The following is an 18,779-nucleotide window of genomic DNA, read 5'->3' on the forward strand; positions in this document are numbered from 1 at the left end:
CAAAAACCTGAGGCGCGCCGCAGAAACCGAGTGTTCTGCGACGCGCCATAGAGCGCGGCCTATCGATGAAAGGGTAGTCGCCCGTGGCGCGACGATCAACAGCGGCCTGTTTGCCGCCTGGATTTGTCAACAGTCTCAGAAGGTCAGGCGGCAGCCGAAGCTTCGCCTTCCTTTTCCTTGAGTTCGATCTGGCCGGAATTGGCCAGGCGAATCGCTTCCTGCGCCACGGCGCGCCGGGCGATGGCGATTTCGCGCGGGTTGACGCCACCCATGCCGCTCTGCAGATCCGATTCGATCATGCGGCGCTGGCGTGGACTGATGGCGGAGAGAACCGCTTCGCGGATCTCGGCCGGCGAGCCGCGCAGCGCGACGGTCAGCACGTCGCTTGAAATGTCGTTGAGCAGCAGGACGCGGCTGCGCTGCGGCATGAACATGAGGTCCTCGAAGAGGAAGATCTTCGGCCGAACCTTGTTGACCGACTCGCGGCTGATCGATTCGAGCGAGGTCAGCAGCGTGTCGACCTGCGGTTTGTCGAGCTCGTTCATGAGATCGGCGACCTTCGTCGAGCCGGCCGCATTGCGCTCTGCCTCGACCTCGGCAAGCAGCGTCATCACCTGATTCTCGATGATCTGCGCAGCCTTCGGACTGACAGCCTTCATGTTGACCGTTCGGTTCATGATGTCGGCGCGACGATTGTCGGGAAGCTGCAGCAGCACCTTGGCGCCGAATGAGGAGGGCATCATCGAAAGGATATAGGCGACGGTCTGCGGATGTTCGCGCAGCAGGAACTGCGCGACGAATGCCGGCTCGGCTTCGCTGAGCCGATCCCAGATCGAGGTCTCGTAGGCCTGGAAGGCCGTGCGGCGGCCGAGTAGGCTGTCAACCTCGTCGGGGGTCAGGCCTTCTTCCAAAATGGCCTCGATCGCCTTGGCGTTGTCCATCAGTCCGGCGCCCTCGGTAAAGAGGTCCTCGAACTCGGAGACGAGCGACAGGAGCTCGTCCGGCGGAATGGCGCGCAGCGACTGGGCAGATGAGATAATGGTCTGCAGTTCGGCCTGGGTGAAATATTTCAACAGCCGGCCGGCGACACCCTTTCCCATGGCGAGAAGGACCGCCGCCGCTTTTTCAGCCTGGGTCAACGGTTTCCCGGCTAGCGCGCCGCCGAAATCGTCAAAGTCCATCATGGTCTAACCTCTCCGTCCCCACAGGGATCAGGCTTTTTTCGTACTCAAAACTTCTATCAGTTTTACGCCGAATCGGGTGTCGTCGTTATCGAGCACCGTAATCTCGCCGCGCGCAATCCGGCGGCCGTTGACCATGATCTCGACGGGTTCGCCGATCTTCTTGTCAAGAGCGATCGTCGCTCCTTCGTTGAGATTCATCAGGCCGGAGACCTGCATCCGGCTGGTCCCGAGCATGATCTGGACATCGATCGGAATGTCCATGATCAGCTCGAAGTTCGAGGTCAGTGCGCTGCCGAGCGGTGCCGGCGAGGTCTCGAACGAAGTGCTGCCGCCGAAATCCATGCCGGCAGCCGGGCTGGCATTGCCAGCACCGAAGTCGCCGCCGAAATCATCGCCGCCGAAAGGGGAATCCGAAATCTCGCCGCCGAAGGCGGCCAGGTCCGTTCCTGCTGCAAAGCCATCATTTCCCAGGTCGCCGCCAAACTGTGACAGGTCGCCATCGGCATCCTTCTTCAGCACGCCGCGCAGATCGTCGATCGCCTGGTCGAGATCGGCTTCGCTGCCCGGCATATCCAGGGAGAGGTCGCTGTCCTGCTGTGTCTTCTTCGTAGCCATGAAATCACTATTCCAGTTGAAACTTGCCTCAAACTGCCTTTGCAGCCCAAAAGATTAGTTCATCAAATGACGGATGAGTTCGTCATCCGAGTTCATCGTATCCTTGACCCGGACCATGTAGTTTTCGCCGGAACGTCCGAACTCGCAGATATACAATTCCTTGCTGTTGGCGCTGACCTCGACGCGTACGTCGCCACTGTCGCGGAAGGGGATCACGTCGCCGACCATCAGCTTCGATATGGTACGCAGCGTCAGGTCCTGCAGCCTGATCTTGGCCTCGAGTGTGACATGCGAGCGGCGGACCTGATCGCCGAGCTGTTCGGTCCATTCCGGCGAGCTGCCGCCGGCCTGGCGCTTCGCCTTCGGCGGCGTCACTTTGGTCTTGAGCAGTGCCGTCTGAGGAACGATCAGCGAGAATTCCGAGACGATGCCGGCTAGTGTGATCGACATGTTGATGGCGGCGGCGAATTCGTCCGGCTTGTCCTCTGCCGGCCGGGCGCGCATCTCGTGCGCATGCAGGACCGAAAGGCTTGGTTCGAATCCGCCAGGTGCATTGACCGCCGAGCGCAGCACCTTGGCGATCTTGTCAAAGACCATGACGGCAAGGTCGAGCTCGATGACCGAGAGCAGCCGGTCGGCCGGTTCCTCGATCGTATCGGCGGTGGCGCCGAGCAGGTGCTCCATCAGCGTGATGACGAAACCGTTGCCGCAGGCAAGGGTGATGTTCTGCGACCAGTTGCGCAAGGCCGCATCGACCAGCGTGACGTTGGCGCTCAGGTCGTCGATAAGGTGGTTCTTGTAGCCGATTTCGCAGCCGAGATAGTTGACCGTCACGTCGAGGCCGGTCTCGCTTTTGATGACATCGGGAAAGAACTCGGTGTAGACGGCCCCAAAGGAGCTGCAGATCTTCGAGACTCTGCCTCTGTCGCCAAGCCCGCCAGTCAGTTTGGCGAGAAGGGCAGGATCCATTGCCGGTTTGTCATGCGAAGCATCGCCCATGGTCTTTAAGCCGCCTTGTTTTCGCCGCCGGGGTTCATCATTTCCTGTTCGACTGCATCGATGGAAGGACGTTCGTAGGCCGAAATTGTCTTGCGGCCGTATTCGAGAGCGACCTGCGGCACCGATCCGTTCATATAGGCAAGCAGCGTCTGCTTGACGATAACGTAGAGGCGGTGCTGCTTGCTGCGCACGATCTTGATCTGGGAGACCAGCGGCGAGCAGAGGCAGTAGGACAAGAGGATGCCGAGGAAGGTGCCCACGAGCGCCGAGCCGATCAGGTGACCGAGCACTTCAGGCGATTCGTTGATCGAAGCCATCGCCTTGATGACGCCGAGAACCGCCGCGACGATACCGATCGCCGGAAAGGAATCGCCCATGATCTGGATCGCGTGGTAGGGCTTCATCTTGTCATGCATGATGGTGTTGAGCTCTTCGTCCATCAGCGCCTCGATTTCGTGGCTGCGGGCGTTGCCGATGATGATCAGGCGCACGTAGTCGCAGATGAACGCCGTCAGTTCCTTGTTCTTCAGAACGGTCGGGGCCTGCTGGAAGATGGTCGATTCGGCCGGATTGTCGATGTGGGCTTCGATTTCGTTTCGGGACTTGGTGCGCAGGTCGCGCATTAGCGAATAGAGCACGCCGAGGGTGTCGAGGTAATTGCGTTCTTTCGGCACGGCATGTTTGAAGGCTTCGCCGAGCGCCTTGCCGGAATCCTTCACCACCTTCATCGGGTTTGCCATGATGAAACTGCCGATGCCGGCGCCGCCGATGATGACGAACTCGAAGGGCTGGAACAGAGCGTCCACATGGCCGCCCATTGCCATGAAGCCGCCGATGACGCAGCCGCAAGTCACTATAAATCCGATAATGATGTTCATCGTCAGCCCAATCTGAACGTTGCTTTTCTTTGAGACGGATAGGGTTTCTGCCTTGCGTGAGGCTGATGAAAAGGCCCGCATGAGGGCATTTCAACCTGCCAGTTTCGCGCAAGCATCTGCCGCCAATCTAAAGGAGACGAATGGGCGCTCGCGCCCGTTTCTGAGATGCCGCCTCAGCGAAATTCCGGCCGAAACAGATCAGACGACGCCCGGCTTTTCGTTCCGTTCATCGCCAATGCTTGGAGCTTACCGACATGCAATCCGGTCTTTACGTTTCTCTGTCGTCGCAGATGGCGCTTGAAAAGCGCCTGAGCACCATCGCGGACAACATGGCAAATGTGAACACCACCGGTTTTCGCGCCACCGAGGTGAAGTTCGACGAGATGGTGGCGGCCACCAAGAACAAGCTGAACACCAAGGTCGCCTTCGTCTCCCAGGGCAACGACTATCTGAATGAGCAGACCGGCGAACTGCAGCACACCGGCAACATGCTGGATTTTGCCGTCAAGGGTGATGCCTGGTTTGCGCTCGAGACGCCGGCCGGCCGGGTGCTCACGAGAGACGGCCGTTTCACCATCAGGGAAACCGGCGAACTCGTCTCCGTCAGGGGATATCCCGTTCTCGATGCCGGCGGTGCACCGATCCAGCTCGACACGAAGGCTGGCGAGCCGGCTGTCGGCACCGATGGGATCATTTATCAGAGCGGCCGGCAGGTCGGCTCCCTCGGCCTGTTCGAGGCCGATATCAGCAAGGGCTACCTGCGCTACGAAAACAGCGGCATCATGACCACCGACCAGCCGCGCGCCGTCGTCGACCGCTTCAATATCGGCGTCGAGCAGGGATACCTCGAAAACTCCAACGTCAATGCCATGCGCGAGATCACCCAGCTGATTGAGGTGAACCGTGCCTTTGAAAGCATTTCGTCGCTGATGCGCGACAGCGAGGACTCGTTCAAGCAGGCCGTCCAGACGCTTGGGGGCAGCCGCTAATGCATGTCGCCCGAAAGTTTGCCGCGGTTTTGGCAGGACGACGTGCACAAGAACGCACATCGAAAAAGCGACAGATCTTCGGACGGGATTGAAGCATGAGCAGCACGCTACTGGCCGAGGACGGCCTTTCCCCGAAGCTGGCGCATCTGGCAGGTCTCGTCGAGCAATATGCATCGCCGGAATTCGCGGTTGCCCATGGCGGTCGCGTCCAGACCATTGCGGCCGGTCATTACACCGTCCACGGTCTTTCGCGCCATGTTCGTCTCGGCGAGTTCGTCGCTCATAAATCCGCCTCCGGCGTCCATCTCGGCGAGGTCGTTCGTGTCGAACCGGAACTGATCTACGTCTGCCCGATCGAGCCCGGCGAGCCGATCGGCATCCATGACACCGTCATCCGCAAGGGCGCCTTCCGCATTTCGCCCTCCGATAGCTGGTGCGGGCGCACCCTCAATTCGCTCTGTGAGCCGATCGACGGGCTGGGTCCAATCGCCGAGGGCCTCGATCGCCGCTCGATCTCCAACACAGCACCGCCGTCGATGACCCGCCAGCGGGTCGGGACCGGCTTCAAGACCGGCGTGCGCGCAATCGACATCTTTTCGCCGCTCTGCCTCGGCCAGCGCCTCGGCATCTTCGCAGGCTCCGGCGTCGGCAAGTCGACGCTTCTCTCCATGCTCGCCCGCGCCGACGCCTTCGACAAGGTGGTCATTGCGCTCGTCGGCGAACGCGGCCGCGAGGTGCGCGAGTTCATCGAGGATACGCTCGGCAGCAATATGAAGAAGGCGATTGCCGTCGTTGCAACCAGCGACGAAAGCCCGATGCTGCGCAAGATGGCGCCGCTGACGGCTGTCACCATCGCCGAGCATTTCCGCGACAAGGGCGAGAACGTCCTCTTTGTCGTCGACAGCGTCACCCGTTTCGCCCATGCCATCCGTGAGGTGGCGACGGCCTCCGGGGAGCCGCCGATCGCTCGCGGTTATCCCGCTTCCGTCTTCACCGAACTGCCGCGCCTGCTCGAACGCGCCGGTCCTGGCGCCGAGGGCGCCGGCACGATCACGGCAATCATCTCGATCCTCGTCGATGGCGACAACCACAACGATCCGATCGCCGATTCGACGCGCGGCATCCTCGACGGCCACATCGTCTTACAGCGCAGTCTCGCCGAAGAGGGGCGCTATCCTCCGATCGATCCGCTCGCCTCGATCTCGCGTCTTGCCCGCAAGGCGTGGACGCCGGATCAGGAAAAGCTGGTTTCGCGATTGAAGGTATTGATCCACCGCTTCGAGGAAACGAGGGACCTGCGGCTGATCGGCGGTTACCGCCAGGGCGCTGATCCAGATCTCGACATGGCGGTCAAGCAGGTCCCGATCATTTACGACGTCCTGAAACAGTCTCCCGGCGATCGTGACTCGGTCGACGCCTTTGCCGATCTCGCCGGCGCGCTCAAGGCTGCAGCCGGCATGGGCAACCCGGGCGCATCCATCCAGAGGAGATAGAAGTGGCTGAATTCGACGACGAACGCATCGCGTCCCTGAAGCAGCGAAGGAAGGCCGCCACACTGGATCGACTCCTCACTTTCGCCGGTCTGGCGCTTGCGGGGGCCTCCGCCTTTTTCCCCTGGTACGTCTTCTTCAACGCGGACAAGTTCGGCATCAACGTCGCCAGCAGCAGCGATTCGCGTGAGCTGCCGGATTGGCCCGCCCGCAACGTCTTCAGCGTGTCACCGCTGGCTATGGCCAACAAGAACGAGGCAACCAAAAAGGTTCCGCCGGTCGATCAGCTGACGACGGCGACGGTCTCCAATCTTGGCAAGGAGCGTGATGGCGGCGCCATGCTGGAAGATCAGCCCTTTCCGGGGAAGTCATCCTTCCGCCTGCTGCATGTGTCCAACGGCCGGGCGCTGATAGAGGATCCTTCGGGCATGTATGTCGTGCGCATCGGCTCGGTCCTTCCCGACGAAAGCCGGCTCGCGACGATCGAGCAGCGCGATGGTAAGTGGGTGATCATTACCTCCAGGGGCGAAATCTACAAGAACAATTGAACGCCTTCGCAGAAGCAGAAGACAACGAGGGCTCCGCCGCGAACTGGCAGGAGCCCTTTTTTACGGCGGCCTTCGGCGAAGCGTGTCGGAGCTGAATTCCCGTAAGTCCCACGCAAGATTACAGCACTAGCTTCCGGACAGTAAAAACGGAGAGTTCTCATGCAACCGATCCAACTTTTCGACTTGGCTTCGCGACAGGCGGAATGGCTGACGATCCGTCAGCAGGTTGTTGCCGGCAATATCGCGAATGCTAATACCCCGAAGTTTCGCGCCAAGGATGTCACACCCTTCGATGCCGTGCTGGAAAGATCCGACATCACGATGGCGCGCACCAATCCGGCGCATCTGAGCGGTAACGATTTCAGCGACAGCGGCGATATCGACATCAAGGAGGCCGCACTCGACCAGGAGATCGGTATCCAGGAATCCGGCAACACCGTCGGTTTGGCAGAGGAACTCTCCAAGTCAGGCGAGATCAAGCGCCAGTACGAGCTCAATACCTCGCTGATCAGCTCCTTCAACCGCATGATGTTGATGACCGTCAGGAAGTAATTGTCATGGATCCGCTTTCCGCAGCTATGAAAATCGCCGGTTCGGGGCTCGAGGCGCAATCGACGCGCCTGCGCATCGTTTCGGAAAACATTGCCAACGCCCGCTCGACTGGCGATACACCCGGCGCCGATCCCTATCGCCGCAAGACGATCACCTTTGGCCAGCAGATGGACCGCACGAGCGGCGTCGAGACGGTCAACGTCAAGAAGGTCGGCGTTGATGAAGGCGATTTCAGCACCGAATTCGACCCCAGCAATCCCGCGGCGGACGCCAAGGGCGTCGTCAAATTGCCGAACGTCAACATCCTGGTCGAGATGGCCGACATGCGTGAAGCCAATCGCTCCTATGACGCCAACCTGCAGACCATCAAGCAGACCCGTGACCTCATCTCCTCCACGATCGATCTTCTGAAGAGCCAATAATAAATGATCAACAGTGTCCAGAATGTCAGCAATCTTTCGATGACCCGCGCGCTCGGCGCCGTCGACACCGAGAATTCCGTCTCCTCTTCCGCAACGACCATGCCGGGCACTGCGGGTGCGGCCAACGGCCTGAGCTTCGCCTCGGTCATGGGCAGCATGGCGACCGACACGGTCAACAGCCTGAAGAGTGCCGAAAGCATGTCCTTCGCCGGCATCAAGGGCACGGCGACGACCCGTGAAGTCGTCGATTCGATGCTTCAGGCCGAGCAGGCGCTGCAGACCGCGATCGCCATCCGCGACAAGGTCGTCACCGCCTTTCTCGAAGTTACCAGGATGCAGATGTAACTGATTTGAGGACGAACACATGAGAGCGCTCGCCATTGCAGCAACGGGCATGGATGCCCAGCAGACCAATCTGGAAGTCATCGCGAACAACATCGCCAACATCAACACGACGGGCTTCAAGCGGGCCCGGGCCGAGTTCACCGACCTTCTCTACCAGACCGAACGAGCAAAGGGCGTTGCCAACCGCGCCAATCAGGCAGTCGTTCCGGAAGGCGCGAATATCGGCCTCGGCGTCCAGACTTCGGCGGTCCGCAATCTGCACCTCCAGGGCGAGCTCACTCAGACCGGCAACGATCTCGATGTGGCGCTGATCGGCAAGGGTTTCTTCCAGATCCAGTCGACCGATGGCACCACGCTCTATACCCGCGCCGGCGCCTTCAACAAGAATGACCAGGGGCAGCTCGTCACCATCGACGGCTATGAAGTCCTTCCGGGCATCACCATCCCGCAGGGTTCGACCCAATTGACTATCAGTCGCTCGGGCGAAGTCTCGGCCAAGTTGCCGGGCCAGACCGATCCGACCGTGCTTGGCCAGCTTACACTTGCCGATTTCGTCAACGAGGCTGGCCTTCAGCCCATCGGCGACAATCTCTTCCAGGAAACGCCGGCCTCGGGCGAGGCCGTCGTCGGCAACCCCGACGAGGAAGGCTTTGGCTTCATGAAGCAGGGCTATCTGGAATCCTCGAACGTCGATCCTGTGAAGGAAATCACCGAGCTGATATCGGCCCAGCGTGCTTATGAAATGAATTCGAAGGTGATCACCACCGCTGATGAAATGGCCTCCATCGTCAGCAAGAACCTGAAGTAAAGGGAGGGCCGAAACATGATGTTTTGCCGGGCAGGACGCATCTCAGGATGGGTGGCGGCAGCCACGATCGCACTCGCGGGCGTTATTTTGCCCGCGGACGCGAATGCCGGCATGGGTTATGCCGTCGTTCCCACGACGATCATCTACCCCGGCGACACATTGTCGGGCAGCCAGCTTCAGGAGGTTGAGGTCACCAATCCCAACCTCGCCGGTGATTATGCCAAATCGATTTCGCAGGTCGAAGGTTTGGTTTCCAAGCGCACGCTGCTGCCGGGGCGCACAATTTCAGTTTCAGCCCTGCGCGAACCCTATACCGTGACGCGCGGCTCTTCGATCCGCCTGGTCTTCTCTCTCGGTGCAATGACGATCTCCGCCGCCGGTACGCCGCTCGAAGACGGCGCTACGGGGCAAGTGGTCCGTGCACGCAATATGGATTCCGGCGTCATCGTCAGCGGCACGGTGCTTGCGGATGGCACGATCCATGTGAGGGCAAAATGAAATTGTTCTTCCGTATCGTCACCTGTGTTGCGGTTGTCGCCATGATTTTGGCCGACGTGGCGCCCGCTTGGGCGCTGACGTCCCGCATCAAGGATATTGCTTCGCTTCAGGCCGGCCGCGATAACCAGCTGATCGGGTATGGTCTCATCGTCGGTCTGCAGGGAACCGGCGACGGCTTCCGTTCCTCGCCTTTCACCGAGCAGTCGATGCGGGCGATGCTCCAGAATCTCGGCATCTCGACACAGGGCGGCCAGTCCAGCGCCAAGAACACCGCGGCCGTGATGGTCACCGCCAACCTGCCGCCTTTCGCAAGTCCCGGCAGCCGTCTCGACGTCACGGTGAGCTCGCTCGGCGACGCGACCTCGCTGCGCGGCGGCACGCTCGTCATGACCTCGCTTTCCGGCGCCGACGGCCAGATCTACGCTGTCGCCCAGGGCTCCGTCATCGTCTCCGGCTTTCAGGCGCAGGGCCAGGCGGCGACGGTGACCGAGGGCGTCACCACCGCCGGTCGCGTGCCCGGCGGCGCCATCATCGAACGCGAACTGCCGTCCCACTTCAAGGATTCGGTCAATCTCGTCCTGCAACTGCGCAATCCTGACTTCTCAACGGCGATCCGCATTGCCGACATCGTCAATGGCTATGCCTCCGCGCGCTTCGGCGGCCCGGTCGCCGAAGCCAAGGATTCGCAGGAAGTCGTGATCCAGAAACCGCGCACGGCCGATCTCACCCGGCTCATGGCCGATGTCGAGAATCTCATCGTCGAAACCGATACGCCTGCCAAGGTTGTTATCAACGAGCGCACCGGAACGATCGTCATCGGCTCTGATGTCCGCGTTTCGCCGGTCGCCGTCAGCTACGGCACTCTGACGGTACAGGTCACCGAGACGCCGCAGATCATCCAGCCCGAACCCTTCTCGCGCGGGCGGACTGCCGTCCAGCCGCAGACCGATATCGCGGCTGAGCAGACCGGCGGGCGCGTTGCCATCATCGACGGTCCCGACCTCAGGACCCTTGTCGCCGGCCTCAACAATATCGGCGTGAAACCGGATGGCATCATCGCCATTCTCCAGGGCATCAAGTCGGCGGGCGCCCTGCAGGCGGAGCTTGTGCTGCAATGATAAAGATCATCAATCCTGACATGACGGTCCTGCAACTGCTGCGGCGGCTGGCGCTGCCGGCAGCCGGCCTCGTCCTTCTGTCGATCCCCGGCGCCTTTGCACAGGAACATGCGCCGGCCGGCGACATCACGTCCCAGGACGAGATCAAGCAGTTCTGCACCAACATCGCCGATCCCGCTCGCGACCAACGCTACCTCCTGCAGAAACAGGAGCTGGAGAGGCTTCGCGCCGACATCGACGCCCGCATGGCGGAGATGGACAAGCGCAAGGCCGAATATCAGGACTGGCTGAAGCGGCGTGACGATTTCCTGAAGCAGGCGGAAGCTGGCCTCACCGAAATCTATAAGAAGATGAAGCCGGATGCGGCGGCGCTCCAGCTGCAGGATATGAAGATCGAAGTGGCCTCGGCTGTCATCATGCGGCTCGGTCCGCGTCAGTCGAGCCTCATCCTCAACGAAATGGACCCGCAGAAAGCCGCCGTCATCGCCAGCATCATCGCCAGTGCATCCGATCCCAATACGTCGAAGGATCCTTCATGAACATGCGTTTCCCGGCCGCGATCGCCGCCCTCGCACTCCTTGCGGGCTGCCAGTCCCCGACGGCAGTCAGCGAGATCGGCCGTGCGCCTGCCATGAGCCCGATCGGCAGCGGCCTTGCCTATGGCCAGACCCCGCAGATGGCGCTCTATCCGAAGCAGCCGCGCGCCGTAGCGCAGGGCTATTCGCTTTGGAGCGACTCGCAGGCCGCGCTCTTTAAGGACGCGCGCGCTTTGAACGTCGGCGATATCCTGACCGTGGACATACAGATCAACGACAAGGCCTCCTTCGACAACGAGACCAACCGCAGCCGCACGAATTCGAGCGGCATGAGCTGGGATGTCAACGCTCAGATCTTCGGGTGGACGCCTGAATCCAAGACCGATCTCACCTACGGTTCCGACACCAGCACCGACGGCAAGGGCAAGATCGAGCGCACCGACAAGATCACGCTTCTGGTTGCGGCTGTTGTCACCGGTATTCTTGAAAACGGCAATCTCGTCATCTCGGGCTCGCAAGAAGTGCGGCTGAACCAGGAACTGCGCATTTTGAATGTCGCCGGTATCGTGCGTCCGCAGGACGTCAACGCCGACAATCAGATCTCCTACGACAAGATCGCCGAAGCCCGCATCTCCTATGGCGGTCGCGGCCGCCTGATGGAGGTGCAGCAGCCACCGCGCGGCCAGCAGGCCGTCGATCTTTTCTCGCCGCTTTGAGGCCGACAACGATGGCAGACGAAGACGAAGGCGCAGGTCACTCGAAGAAGAAATCCGGTTCGCTGATGACGATCATCGGCGTCGTCGTCCTGACCCTGCTCGGCGCCGGCGGCGGCTGGGCGGTGGGCACGATCGTTGCGCCTAATATCAAGGGCGCCAAGGATGCCGAGCTGGCCAAGGAGGCCGAGGCCAAGAAGAAGGCGGAAGAAGGCCTGGCGCGCATCTCGACCGAGGAGAACAACGTCGTCCAGCTCGAGCCGATCACTTCGAACCTCGCCTACCCCTCGGAAAATTGGGTCCGACTCGAAGTCGCGCTGCTCTTCAACGGGCCGCCGGATGTCAAGGTTTCCGAGGATATTCATCAGGATATCCTCGCCTATGTCAGGACGGTTTCCCTCCAGCAGATCGAGGGCCCGCGGGGGTTTCAATATCTCAAGGATGACATTCAGGAACGTGTTGACCTGCGCTCGCAAGGACGGGTATCGAAGGTCATGTTCAGGACCTTTGTCATCGAATGATTCGATTCATAGTTTTCCTTGCCGCCATGATGGCGGCACCGGAACTGGCGGTGGCACAGCAGCTGCCGACTGACCTGTTGAACGTGCCGGTCGATGGCTCCGTCGCCGCCTGGATCATCCGAACCTTCGGCCTGCTGACCGTTCTTTCGGTCGCGCCGGGCATCCTGATCATGGTGACGAGCTTCCCGCGCTTCGTCATCGCCTTCTCGATCCTGCGCTCAGGGATGGGCCTCTCCTCGACGCCCTCCAACATGATCCTCCTGTCGCTGTCGCTGTTCATGACCTTCTACGTCATGTCGCCGACCTTCGATCAGGCGTGGCAAAACGGCGTGCAGCCACTGCTTGCCAACCAGATCAACGAGACCGAGGCGGTCCAGCGTATTGCCGAACCCTTCCGCACCTTCATGGCGGCCAATACCCGCGACAAGGATCTGGCGCTCTTCGTCGATCTGGCGCGCGAACGCGGACAGAATATCCAGACCGCCGAGCCGATCGATTACCGCGTGCTGATCCCTGCCTTCATGATTTCCGAGATTCGCCGCGGGTTCGAGATCGGCTTTCTCGTCGTGCTGCCGTTCCTCGTCATCGACCTGATCGTCGCAACCATTACCATGGCGATGGGCATGATGATGCTGCCGCCGACCTCGATCTCGCTGCCTTTCAAGATTCTGTTTTTCGTGCTGATCGACGGCTGGAACCTGCTCGTCGGAAGCCTGGTGCGCTCGTTCAGCTGACCGGCCGCCCTCATTTACTCCTCAACGAAAAACCCGCCGGATCGCTCCGGCGGGTTTTTGTTGAGATGCGAAACCTCACTCGGCCGCGAACGGCGCCGTGCGTGACGGTAGCGCCGCAATGTCGATATGGTCGGGTGCCAGACCCTGCTTGGCACGCTCGGCCATGATTTCGTAGGCCTGCTCGAGATGGTGGCAGAAGCGTTCGGCGTCGAAGAGCGGCGCGATGTAGCGCATCTCCTTCAGGTGCGCCTTGTATTCGGCGACCCGCTCGGGGTTCTGCGCCAGCTCGACGGCGAGGTCTTCATAGGCCTGCATATCGGCTGCGACGAGCTGCGGCAGATCGATTGCCCTGAGCAGACTTTCGCTGACCCGTGAAGCGAAGTTCGTCCCCTTCAGCGTCAGAACCGGCAACCCGCCCCAGAGCTGCTCCGAGGTGGTCGTGTGGCCGTTGACTGGGAAGGTGTCGATGCCGAGGTCGGCTGCCTGCTGACGATCGATATGCTCTTCATAGGGCGCGCGCGGGCAGAAGATGATGCGCTTGGCGGAGATGCCTGCCGCCTGGAAATGCTTCAAAAGGTTCGCCTGGTTGCGCGGCGTATTCGCCATCAGCCAGAGAACGCTGTTCGGCGCCCGCTTGAGGATCCGGCACCAGCTGTTGATCGTCTCCAGCGTGATTTTGCGGTTGCCGTTGAAGGATGCGAAGATGAAGGCTTCTTCCGGAAGGCCGAGCTGTTCACGCGTGACCGGACGAGGCTTCGGACGATACGTCGGATCGTTCGGCTGGTAGCTCTCTGGAAGCCGGCAGAATTTTTCATGGTAGAATGGCTTTGCCACGTCGGGCAGGACAAAATGGTCACCGATCACGTAGTCGAGGTCGATGTTGACGGTGCTGCCGGGAAAGCCGAGCCAGCCGACATGCACAGGTGCGAGCGGCAGGTTGAAAACCGTCGCGCGGCTGCCCGACGTATGACCTTTCAGGTCGACCATGATGTCGATATTGTGCTCTCGCACCGTCTCCAGCACAGCCTGGTCGGAGAAGCCGTGTATATCGACGATCCGGCCCCAGCGGCTGCGGTCGGTATCGTTGTGCTTCAGGTATTCCGGCCCCGTGTGGCAGAACAGGGTGATGTCGAAACGCTCCCTGTCATGGAGTTCCAGAATACGCTGCAAGAGCTTCATCGTTGCGTGGCGATCCCAGAAGTCCGATGACATGTAGCCGATCCGGATCTTGTCCGACCAGCTATGCGGCTGATTGCGGCGAAAGGCGACGCGCTCCTGGTTGAGCGGCGCGGTGCCGATTGTTGCATATCGATTGTAATCCTCGTTCCCGCACCAATGCAGATGATAGAACGGATTGTCCTTGCGCAGGATCTCGAGGTCGCCCTTTGCAAGGGCTTGCTCTATCACCGACTGATGCTTGGCTGCCTCTTCGAAGTCATTGAATTCGCGGGCGAAGACCAGATGGAGGAAACGGAATGCCAGGTTGCCTGGAAAACGTTTGAAGAGGTTGCGCGCCAGGCTCTGGTTGGTTGCATCGTTCAGATCGTCGCTGAGGAGCAAAGCCGCCAGACGCATATGATCGGGATTGGCGCTCTGCGACAGCACCGTCTTGAACGGACGGATGATATCCCGCTGCTGGCGCTTCAGATAGATTGCGGTGATGATAAAGGCGAGCTCCGCATCTTCCTGTGCCCTGGCGAGGTTTCGCATGGCGATCAGCAGTGCGTCGTCCTCATTGCCGGTCTCGTAATGCAGTTTGGCGGCTTGCTTTGCGTATTCGTAAGAGTTGGGACTTTCGCAGCCGGCGGCAAGGCCATAGGCTTTCGCCGCGTCGGCCTTGAAGCCGAGCTGCAGGAGATTCTTAGCCAGCAGCGCGTAGGTCTTGGCGTCCTTTTGGATATCCATGAGTTGGTTGAGCGTCGCCAAGGACTGTGTGTAGCGGCCCATCTGGTAATCCTTGGATGCCGCAGAGAACGAAACTTTGCTGTTCAAAACCCAACTCCATGAAGGAAATGTTCTGGCATGACTGTGGTCGCCGACACGCACGGGCTTTCCCTCCCGAAAACGGACGGATCGGTCCGATGATGCTATCCCGGCGCTTGCCACATTGGCATCCGAAGCTTGCTTGAAACCGGTGGCGTGAGAGCTCTGCCTGGCGGGAAGTTGCTTTTCCCGATCGTGCTGTCTGCCCCGGATTTGAACGCAAGGAAGTATGTTCGGCCGGCATTAACTATGCCCTGTTATAGGGTATTAACTATGCGAGATGAGGGCTTCCCCAGCGCCTTCATTTTTAAGAAGTTGGCAAGCATTGGCTGCGAGATTGCCCCAGACATGACGGGTTTGGGCCACAACAAACAGGCGCCGAGTAGCATGAAGCTGGTCCGTCATCGCCGGTATTACAGTCCGGTATGTCCTCCTTTTTGTATCTAGTTTTCCAGGGGACAGACTTATGACAAGCATTAACACGAATTCTTCCGCGCAGGCAGCTCTCCAGACGCTGCGCAGCGTCAACCAGGGCCTCAACCAGACGCAGAACCGCGTTTCCTCCGGTTATCGCGTTGAAAACGCTTCCGACAACGCCGCCTACTGGTCGATCGCAACGACCATGCGTTCGGACAACAAGGCACTTTCCGCCGTTTCCGACGCTCTCGGCGTAGGTGCTGCCAAGGTCGATACGGCTTACACCGCCATGGACAGCGCTATTGACGTCGTCACCGAAATCAAGGCCAAGCTGGTTGCTGCAACCGAAAGCGGCGTTGACAAGGCCAAGGTTCAGGAAGAAATCGGCCAGCTGCAGCAGCAGCTCCTGAGCATCGCTCAGTCGGCTTCCTTCAACGGCGAAAACTGGGTTGCTGGCGCTGCCGGCACGAAGAGCGTCGTATCCTCCTTCGTCCGCGACGGCTCCAATGCGGTTTCGATCAAGACGACCGATTATGTTCTTTCGAGCTCCTCGATGGGCAACGTCCTGTTCGGCATGAGCGCAGGCTCGGTTGAAACCTCCACGGGTATCCTCGGTACCTCGTCGGGTGCGACCGGCTCGATCTACTCGATGAGCATCACCAACTTCACCGCAGGCCAGATCCAGACGGCACTGACCAACGTAGAATCGGCTCTGAAGGCCATGACCAGCGCCGGCGCTGCTCTCGGCTCGCTCTCCAAGCGCATCGACCTCCAGGACGATTTCGTCAACGCTCTCAGCGACTCGATCGACTCCGGTGTCGGTCGCCTCGTCGACGCCAACATGGAAGAAGAGTCCTCCAGGCTCAGCGCTCTGCAGACCCAGCAGCAGCTGGCGATCCAGTCGCTGTCGATCGCCAACTCCTCTTCGCAGAACATCCTGTCGCTCTTCCGCTAAGAGCGGTCGGCACAAGGTTTCCAAGTTTCGCGGCCGGATCATTCCCGGCCGCGAAATGTTTTAAAATAAGGTTAATGAAAAACCTCCTAAGTGTCAGATATTTTTACGGTATTTCCGTTTCTGATTTAGCTTTCCTTAACCATCTTGCTGTTTTCTAGGCCCATCGAAACGGCGAGTTAACCTTAAAAAAGACGGTTAACAGGCATGATGCTGATCGCTGTGGGCCGGCCATAAATCCGGAATGTCCCTTCTTAAAATCTGCCAACAAGGGGCAAGCAATTATGACGAGCATCAACACCAATAACGCTGCAATGGCAGCCCTCCAGACTCTGCGTGGCATCAACCAGGGTCTCCAGGAAACCCAGGCTCACGTTTCGTCCGGCTACCGCGTCGGCAAAGCTTCCGACAACGCTGCTTACTGGTCGATCGCAACGACCATGCGTTCGGACAACAAGGCACTTTCCGCTGTTTCCGACGCTCTCGGTCTCGGTGCCGCCAAGGTTGACACCGCCTACGCCGCCATGGACAGCGCCATCGACGTCGTCGGCAACATCAAGGCCAAGCTGGTTGCTGCAACCGAAAACGGCGTTGACAAGGCCAAGGTTCAGGAAGAAATCAGCCAGCTGCAGGCACAGCTGCTCAGCATCGCTCAGTCGGCTTCCTTCTCCGGCGAAAACTGGGTTGCCGGCGCAAACGGCACCAAGAGCGTCGTCTCCACCTTCGTCCGCGACGGCTCCAACGCCGTTTCAGTCAAGATGACCGACTACGTACTCTCCAACAGCTCCACTGGTAACGTGCTGTTCGGCATGAGCGCCGGCGCGGTTGAAACCTCCACGGGTATCCTCGGTACCTCGACGGGTGCGACCGGCTCGATCTACTCGATGAGCATCACCAACTTCACCCTCGGCCAGATCCAGTCGGCTCTGACCAACGTTGAGGCGGCTCTGAAGGCCATGACCAGCGCCGGCGCTGCTCTCGGCTCGATCTCCACCCGCATCGGCCTCCAGGAAGACTTCGTCAACGCTCTTAGCGACTCGATCGACTCCGGTGTCGGTCGCCTCGTCGACGCCAACATGGAAGAAGAGTCCTCCAAGCTCAGCGCTCTGCAGACCCAGCAGCAGCTGGCGATCCAGTCGCTGTCGATCGCGAACTCCTCTTCGCAGAACATCCTGTCGCTCTTCCGCGGCTAATAATCTGCAGAAACATCGGTCCGCCGGCCCGGCGGACCCCGGAATTCGAGCCGCGCTTCGATGGAGCGCGGCTTTTTCATTTTCGTTAACTCTTGATTAACCATAATGCTGTTTTCTCAGGTCAGCGAGACGGCGAGTTAACCAATTTTAAAAGTCGGTTAACAGGCATGAGGCTGATCCCCGTTCCCGGTAGCATTCCGGAATGTCCCTTTTTTCCAACTGCCGACGAGGGGCGAACATTTCATGACCAGCATTTTGACCAACGTCGCGGCAATGGCCGCTCTTCAGACACTCCGTGGCATCAACAACAGCCTCGAAGACACGCAGAACAGGGTATCGTCCGGTTATCGTGTCGAAAAGGCGGCCGACAACGCTGCCTATTGGTCGATCGCAACGACTATGCGTTCGGACAACAAGGCCCTTTCCGCCGTTTCCGACGCCCTCGGCCTTGGCGCCGCCAAGGTCGATACCGCTTATTCCGCCATGGACAGCGCCATCGATGTCATCACCGAGATCAAGGCGAAGATCGTCGCCGCAACCGAAAAGGGCGTCGACAAGACCAAGGTGCAGGAAGAAATCGGCCAGTTGCAGCAGCAGCTGCTCAGCATTGCGCAGTCGGCTTCCTTCTCCGGCGAAAACTGGGTCGCCGGCGCCGACGGCACCAAGAGCGTCGTGTCGACCTTCGTCCGTGACGGCAACGGCAATGTCTCGGTCAAGACCACGGACTACGTCTTGAACACGACCTCCACGGGTAACGTTTTGTTCGGGATGACCTCGACGGGCACGATCGAGACGAGCTCCGGCATCATCGGCACATCATCCGGTACGATCGGCTCGATCTACTCGATGAACATCAGCACCTTCGGTTCGGCCGAAATTTCGATGGCCCTGACGTCCATCGAAGCCGGCCTGGAGGCCATGACCAAGGCTGCCTCGCAGCTCGGCTCGATTTCCACCCGCATTGAGCTGCAGGAAAACTTCGTTGGAGCACTCAGTGATTCGATCGACTCGGGCGTCGGCCGCCTCGTCGATGCCGACATGGAAGAGGAATCGAGCAAGCTGACAGCGTTGCAAACCCAGCAGCAGCTGGCGATCCAGTCGCTGTCGATCGCCAACTCCAGCGCGCAAAACATCCTCACGCTGTTCCGCAGCTAAATCGGTCGCTGAAGCTGGACCGAATCTTGCGCCGCCGTTCAGCCGCAAGCCGAAGATCTTCCGGACCGCGCCCGAAACGGCGCGGTTCTTCCTTTTGTTTCAACAACTTGCCTTGAGAGGTGATCCACG

General features: G+C 59.9%; 21 protein-coding genes. 16 read left to right on the forward strand and 5 right to left on the reverse strand.

Going from position 1 to position 18,779, the window contains the following annotated elements:
- Positions 1–143: 143 nt before the first annotated feature.
- From fliG to motA, 4 genes are read right to left on the reverse strand one after another with little or no spacing between them, the layout of a single operon-like run.
- On the reverse strand, positions 144–1,184 hold the full coding sequence (fliG, locus tag FFR93_RS27795; protein ID WP_064709857.1) for a flagellar motor switch protein FliG: 1,041 nt from the start codon (positions 1,182–1,184) through the stop codon (positions 144–146).
- 27 nt (positions 1,185–1,211) lie between these two features.
- On the reverse strand, positions 1,212–1,799 hold the full coding sequence (gene fliN, locus FFR93_RS27800) for a flagellar motor switch protein FliN (RefSeq protein WP_064710777.1): 588 nt from the start codon (positions 1,797–1,799) through the stop codon (positions 1,212–1,214).
- A gap of 54 nt (positions 1,800–1,853) precedes the next feature.
- On the reverse strand, positions 1,854–2,798 hold the full coding sequence (locus FFR93_RS27805) for a FliM/FliN family flagellar motor switch protein (RefSeq protein WP_138395518.1): 945 nt from the start codon (positions 2,796–2,798) through the stop codon (positions 1,854–1,856).
- Positions 2,799–2,803: 5 nt separating this feature from the next.
- Positions 2,804–3,676 carry a flagellar motor stator protein MotA gene (gene motA, locus FFR93_RS27810; RefSeq protein WP_064709943.1) on the reverse strand — a complete coding sequence of 291 codons (873 nt, stop codon included), beginning with the start codon at positions 3,674–3,676 and terminating at the stop codon, positions 2,804–2,806.
- A gap of 254 nt (positions 3,677–3,930) precedes the next feature.
- Here motA and flgF point away from each other — a divergent pair, with 254 nt between their 5' ends.
- The 13 genes from flgF (at position 3,931) to fliP (ending at position 12,950) form a co-directional block, all read left to right on the forward strand.
- Positions 3,931–4,665: a flagellar basal-body rod protein FlgF gene (flgF, locus tag FFR93_RS27815; protein ID WP_138395519.1), complete on the forward strand. Its 735-nt coding sequence runs from the start codon at positions 3,931–3,933 to the stop codon at positions 4,663–4,665.
- 95 nt (positions 4,666–4,760) lie between these two features.
- On the forward strand, positions 4,761–6,158 hold the full coding sequence (fliI, locus tag FFR93_RS27820) for a flagellar protein export ATPase FliI (RefSeq protein ID WP_064709861.1): 1,398 nt from the start codon (positions 4,761–4,763) through the stop codon (positions 6,156–6,158).
- 2 nt (positions 6,159–6,160) lie between these two features.
- Positions 6,161–6,703 (forward strand): flagellar protein, encoded by a 543-nt coding sequence (locus FFR93_RS27825; protein ID WP_138395520.1) that lies wholly within the window; start codon positions 6,161–6,163, stop codon positions 6,701–6,703.
- A gap of 159 nt (positions 6,704–6,862) precedes the next feature.
- Positions 6,863–7,255 carry a flagellar basal body rod protein FlgB gene (gene flgB / locus FFR93_RS27830; protein WP_064709863.1) on the forward strand — a complete coding sequence of 131 codons (393 nt, stop codon included), beginning with the start codon at positions 6,863–6,865 and terminating at the stop codon, positions 7,253–7,255.
- Positions 7,256–7,260: 5 nt separating this feature from the next.
- On the forward strand, positions 7,261–7,677 hold the full coding sequence (flgC, locus tag FFR93_RS27835) for a flagellar basal body rod protein FlgC (protein WP_064693821.1): 417 nt from the start codon (positions 7,261–7,263) through the stop codon (positions 7,675–7,677).
- 3 nt (positions 7,678–7,680) lie between these two features.
- The gene (locus FFR93_RS27840) at positions 7,681–8,022 is read left to right on the forward strand and encodes a flagellar hook-basal body complex protein FliE (protein ID WP_138395521.1); all 342 of its coding nucleotides are present in this window, start codon (positions 7,681–7,683) and stop codon (positions 8,020–8,022) included.
- A gap of 19 nt (positions 8,023–8,041) precedes the next feature.
- Positions 8,042–8,830, forward strand: coding sequence for a flagellar basal-body rod protein FlgG (gene flgG / locus FFR93_RS27845; protein WP_064709865.1), 789 nt, complete (start codon positions 8,042–8,044; stop codon positions 8,828–8,830).
- Positions 8,831–8,845: 15 nt separating this feature from the next.
- Positions 8,846–9,328 (forward strand): flagellar basal body P-ring formation chaperone FlgA, encoded by a 483-nt coding sequence (gene flgA, locus FFR93_RS27850; RefSeq protein ID WP_138395522.1) that lies wholly within the window; start codon positions 8,846–8,848, stop codon positions 9,326–9,328.
- Positions 9,325–10,446: a flagellar basal body P-ring protein FlgI gene (locus FFR93_RS27855; protein WP_138395523.1), complete on the forward strand. Its 1,122-nt coding sequence runs from the start codon at positions 9,325–9,327 to the stop codon at positions 10,444–10,446. The genes flgA and FFR93_RS27855 overlap by 4 nt, the downstream gene beginning before the upstream one ends.
- Complete coding sequence (locus FFR93_RS27860) at positions 10,443–10,985, forward strand: MotE family protein (RefSeq protein ID WP_138395524.1); 543 nt, start codon at positions 10,443–10,445, stop codon at positions 10,983–10,985. Before FFR93_RS27855 ends, FFR93_RS27860 begins: the two co-directional genes overlap by 4 nt.
- Positions 10,982–11,698: a flagellar basal body L-ring protein FlgH gene (gene flgH, locus FFR93_RS27865; protein ID WP_064681130.1), complete on the forward strand. Its 717-nt coding sequence runs from the start codon at positions 10,982–10,984 to the stop codon at positions 11,696–11,698. Before FFR93_RS27860 ends, flgH begins: the two co-directional genes overlap by 4 nt.
- Before the next feature lie 11 nt (positions 11,699–11,709).
- Entirely contained in the window at positions 11,710–12,216 is a 507-nt protein-coding gene (locus FFR93_RS27870; RefSeq protein ID WP_064709869.1) for a flagellar basal body-associated FliL family protein, read from the forward strand.
- Positions 12,213–12,950: a flagellar type III secretion system pore protein FliP gene (gene fliP, locus FFR93_RS27875; RefSeq protein WP_138395525.1), complete on the forward strand. Its 738-nt coding sequence runs from the start codon at positions 12,213–12,215 to the stop codon at positions 12,948–12,950. The genes FFR93_RS27870 and fliP overlap by 4 nt, the downstream gene beginning before the upstream one ends.
- Positions 12,951–13,025: 75 nt before the next feature.
- Here fliP and FFR93_RS27880 read toward each other — a convergent pair whose 3' ends face one another.
- The gene (locus FFR93_RS27880; protein ID WP_138395526.1) at positions 13,026–14,942 is read right to left on the reverse strand and encodes a glycosyl transferase; all 1,917 of its coding nucleotides are present in this window, start codon (positions 14,940–14,942) and stop codon (positions 13,026–13,028) included.
- A 457-nt stretch (positions 14,943–15,399) separates the two neighbouring features.
- Between FFR93_RS27880 and FFR93_RS27885 the strand changes: the two genes are divergently transcribed.
- From FFR93_RS27885 to FFR93_RS27895, 3 genes are all read left to right on the forward strand, one after another.
- The gene (locus tag FFR93_RS27885) at positions 15,400–16,305 is read left to right on the forward strand and encodes a flagellin (RefSeq protein ID WP_064709872.1); all 906 of its coding nucleotides are present in this window, start codon (positions 15,400–15,402) and stop codon (positions 16,303–16,305) included.
- Positions 16,306–16,586: 281 nt separating this feature from the next.
- Positions 16,587–17,495, forward strand: a complete 909-nt coding sequence (locus FFR93_RS27890) for a flagellin (protein WP_064709873.1) — start codon at positions 16,587–16,589, stop codon at positions 17,493–17,495.
- Positions 17,496–17,738: 243 nt separating this feature from the next.
- Positions 17,739–18,650: a flagellin gene (locus FFR93_RS27895; protein ID WP_138395527.1), complete on the forward strand. Its 912-nt coding sequence runs from the start codon at positions 17,739–17,741 to the stop codon at positions 18,648–18,650.
- Positions 18,651–18,779 lie beyond the last annotated feature (129 nt).

The organism is Rhizobium sp. MHM7A, assembly GCF_005862215.1.
Classification (GTDB): Bacteria; Pseudomonadota; Alphaproteobacteria; order Rhizobiales; family Rhizobiaceae; genus Rhizobium; species Rhizobium bangladeshense.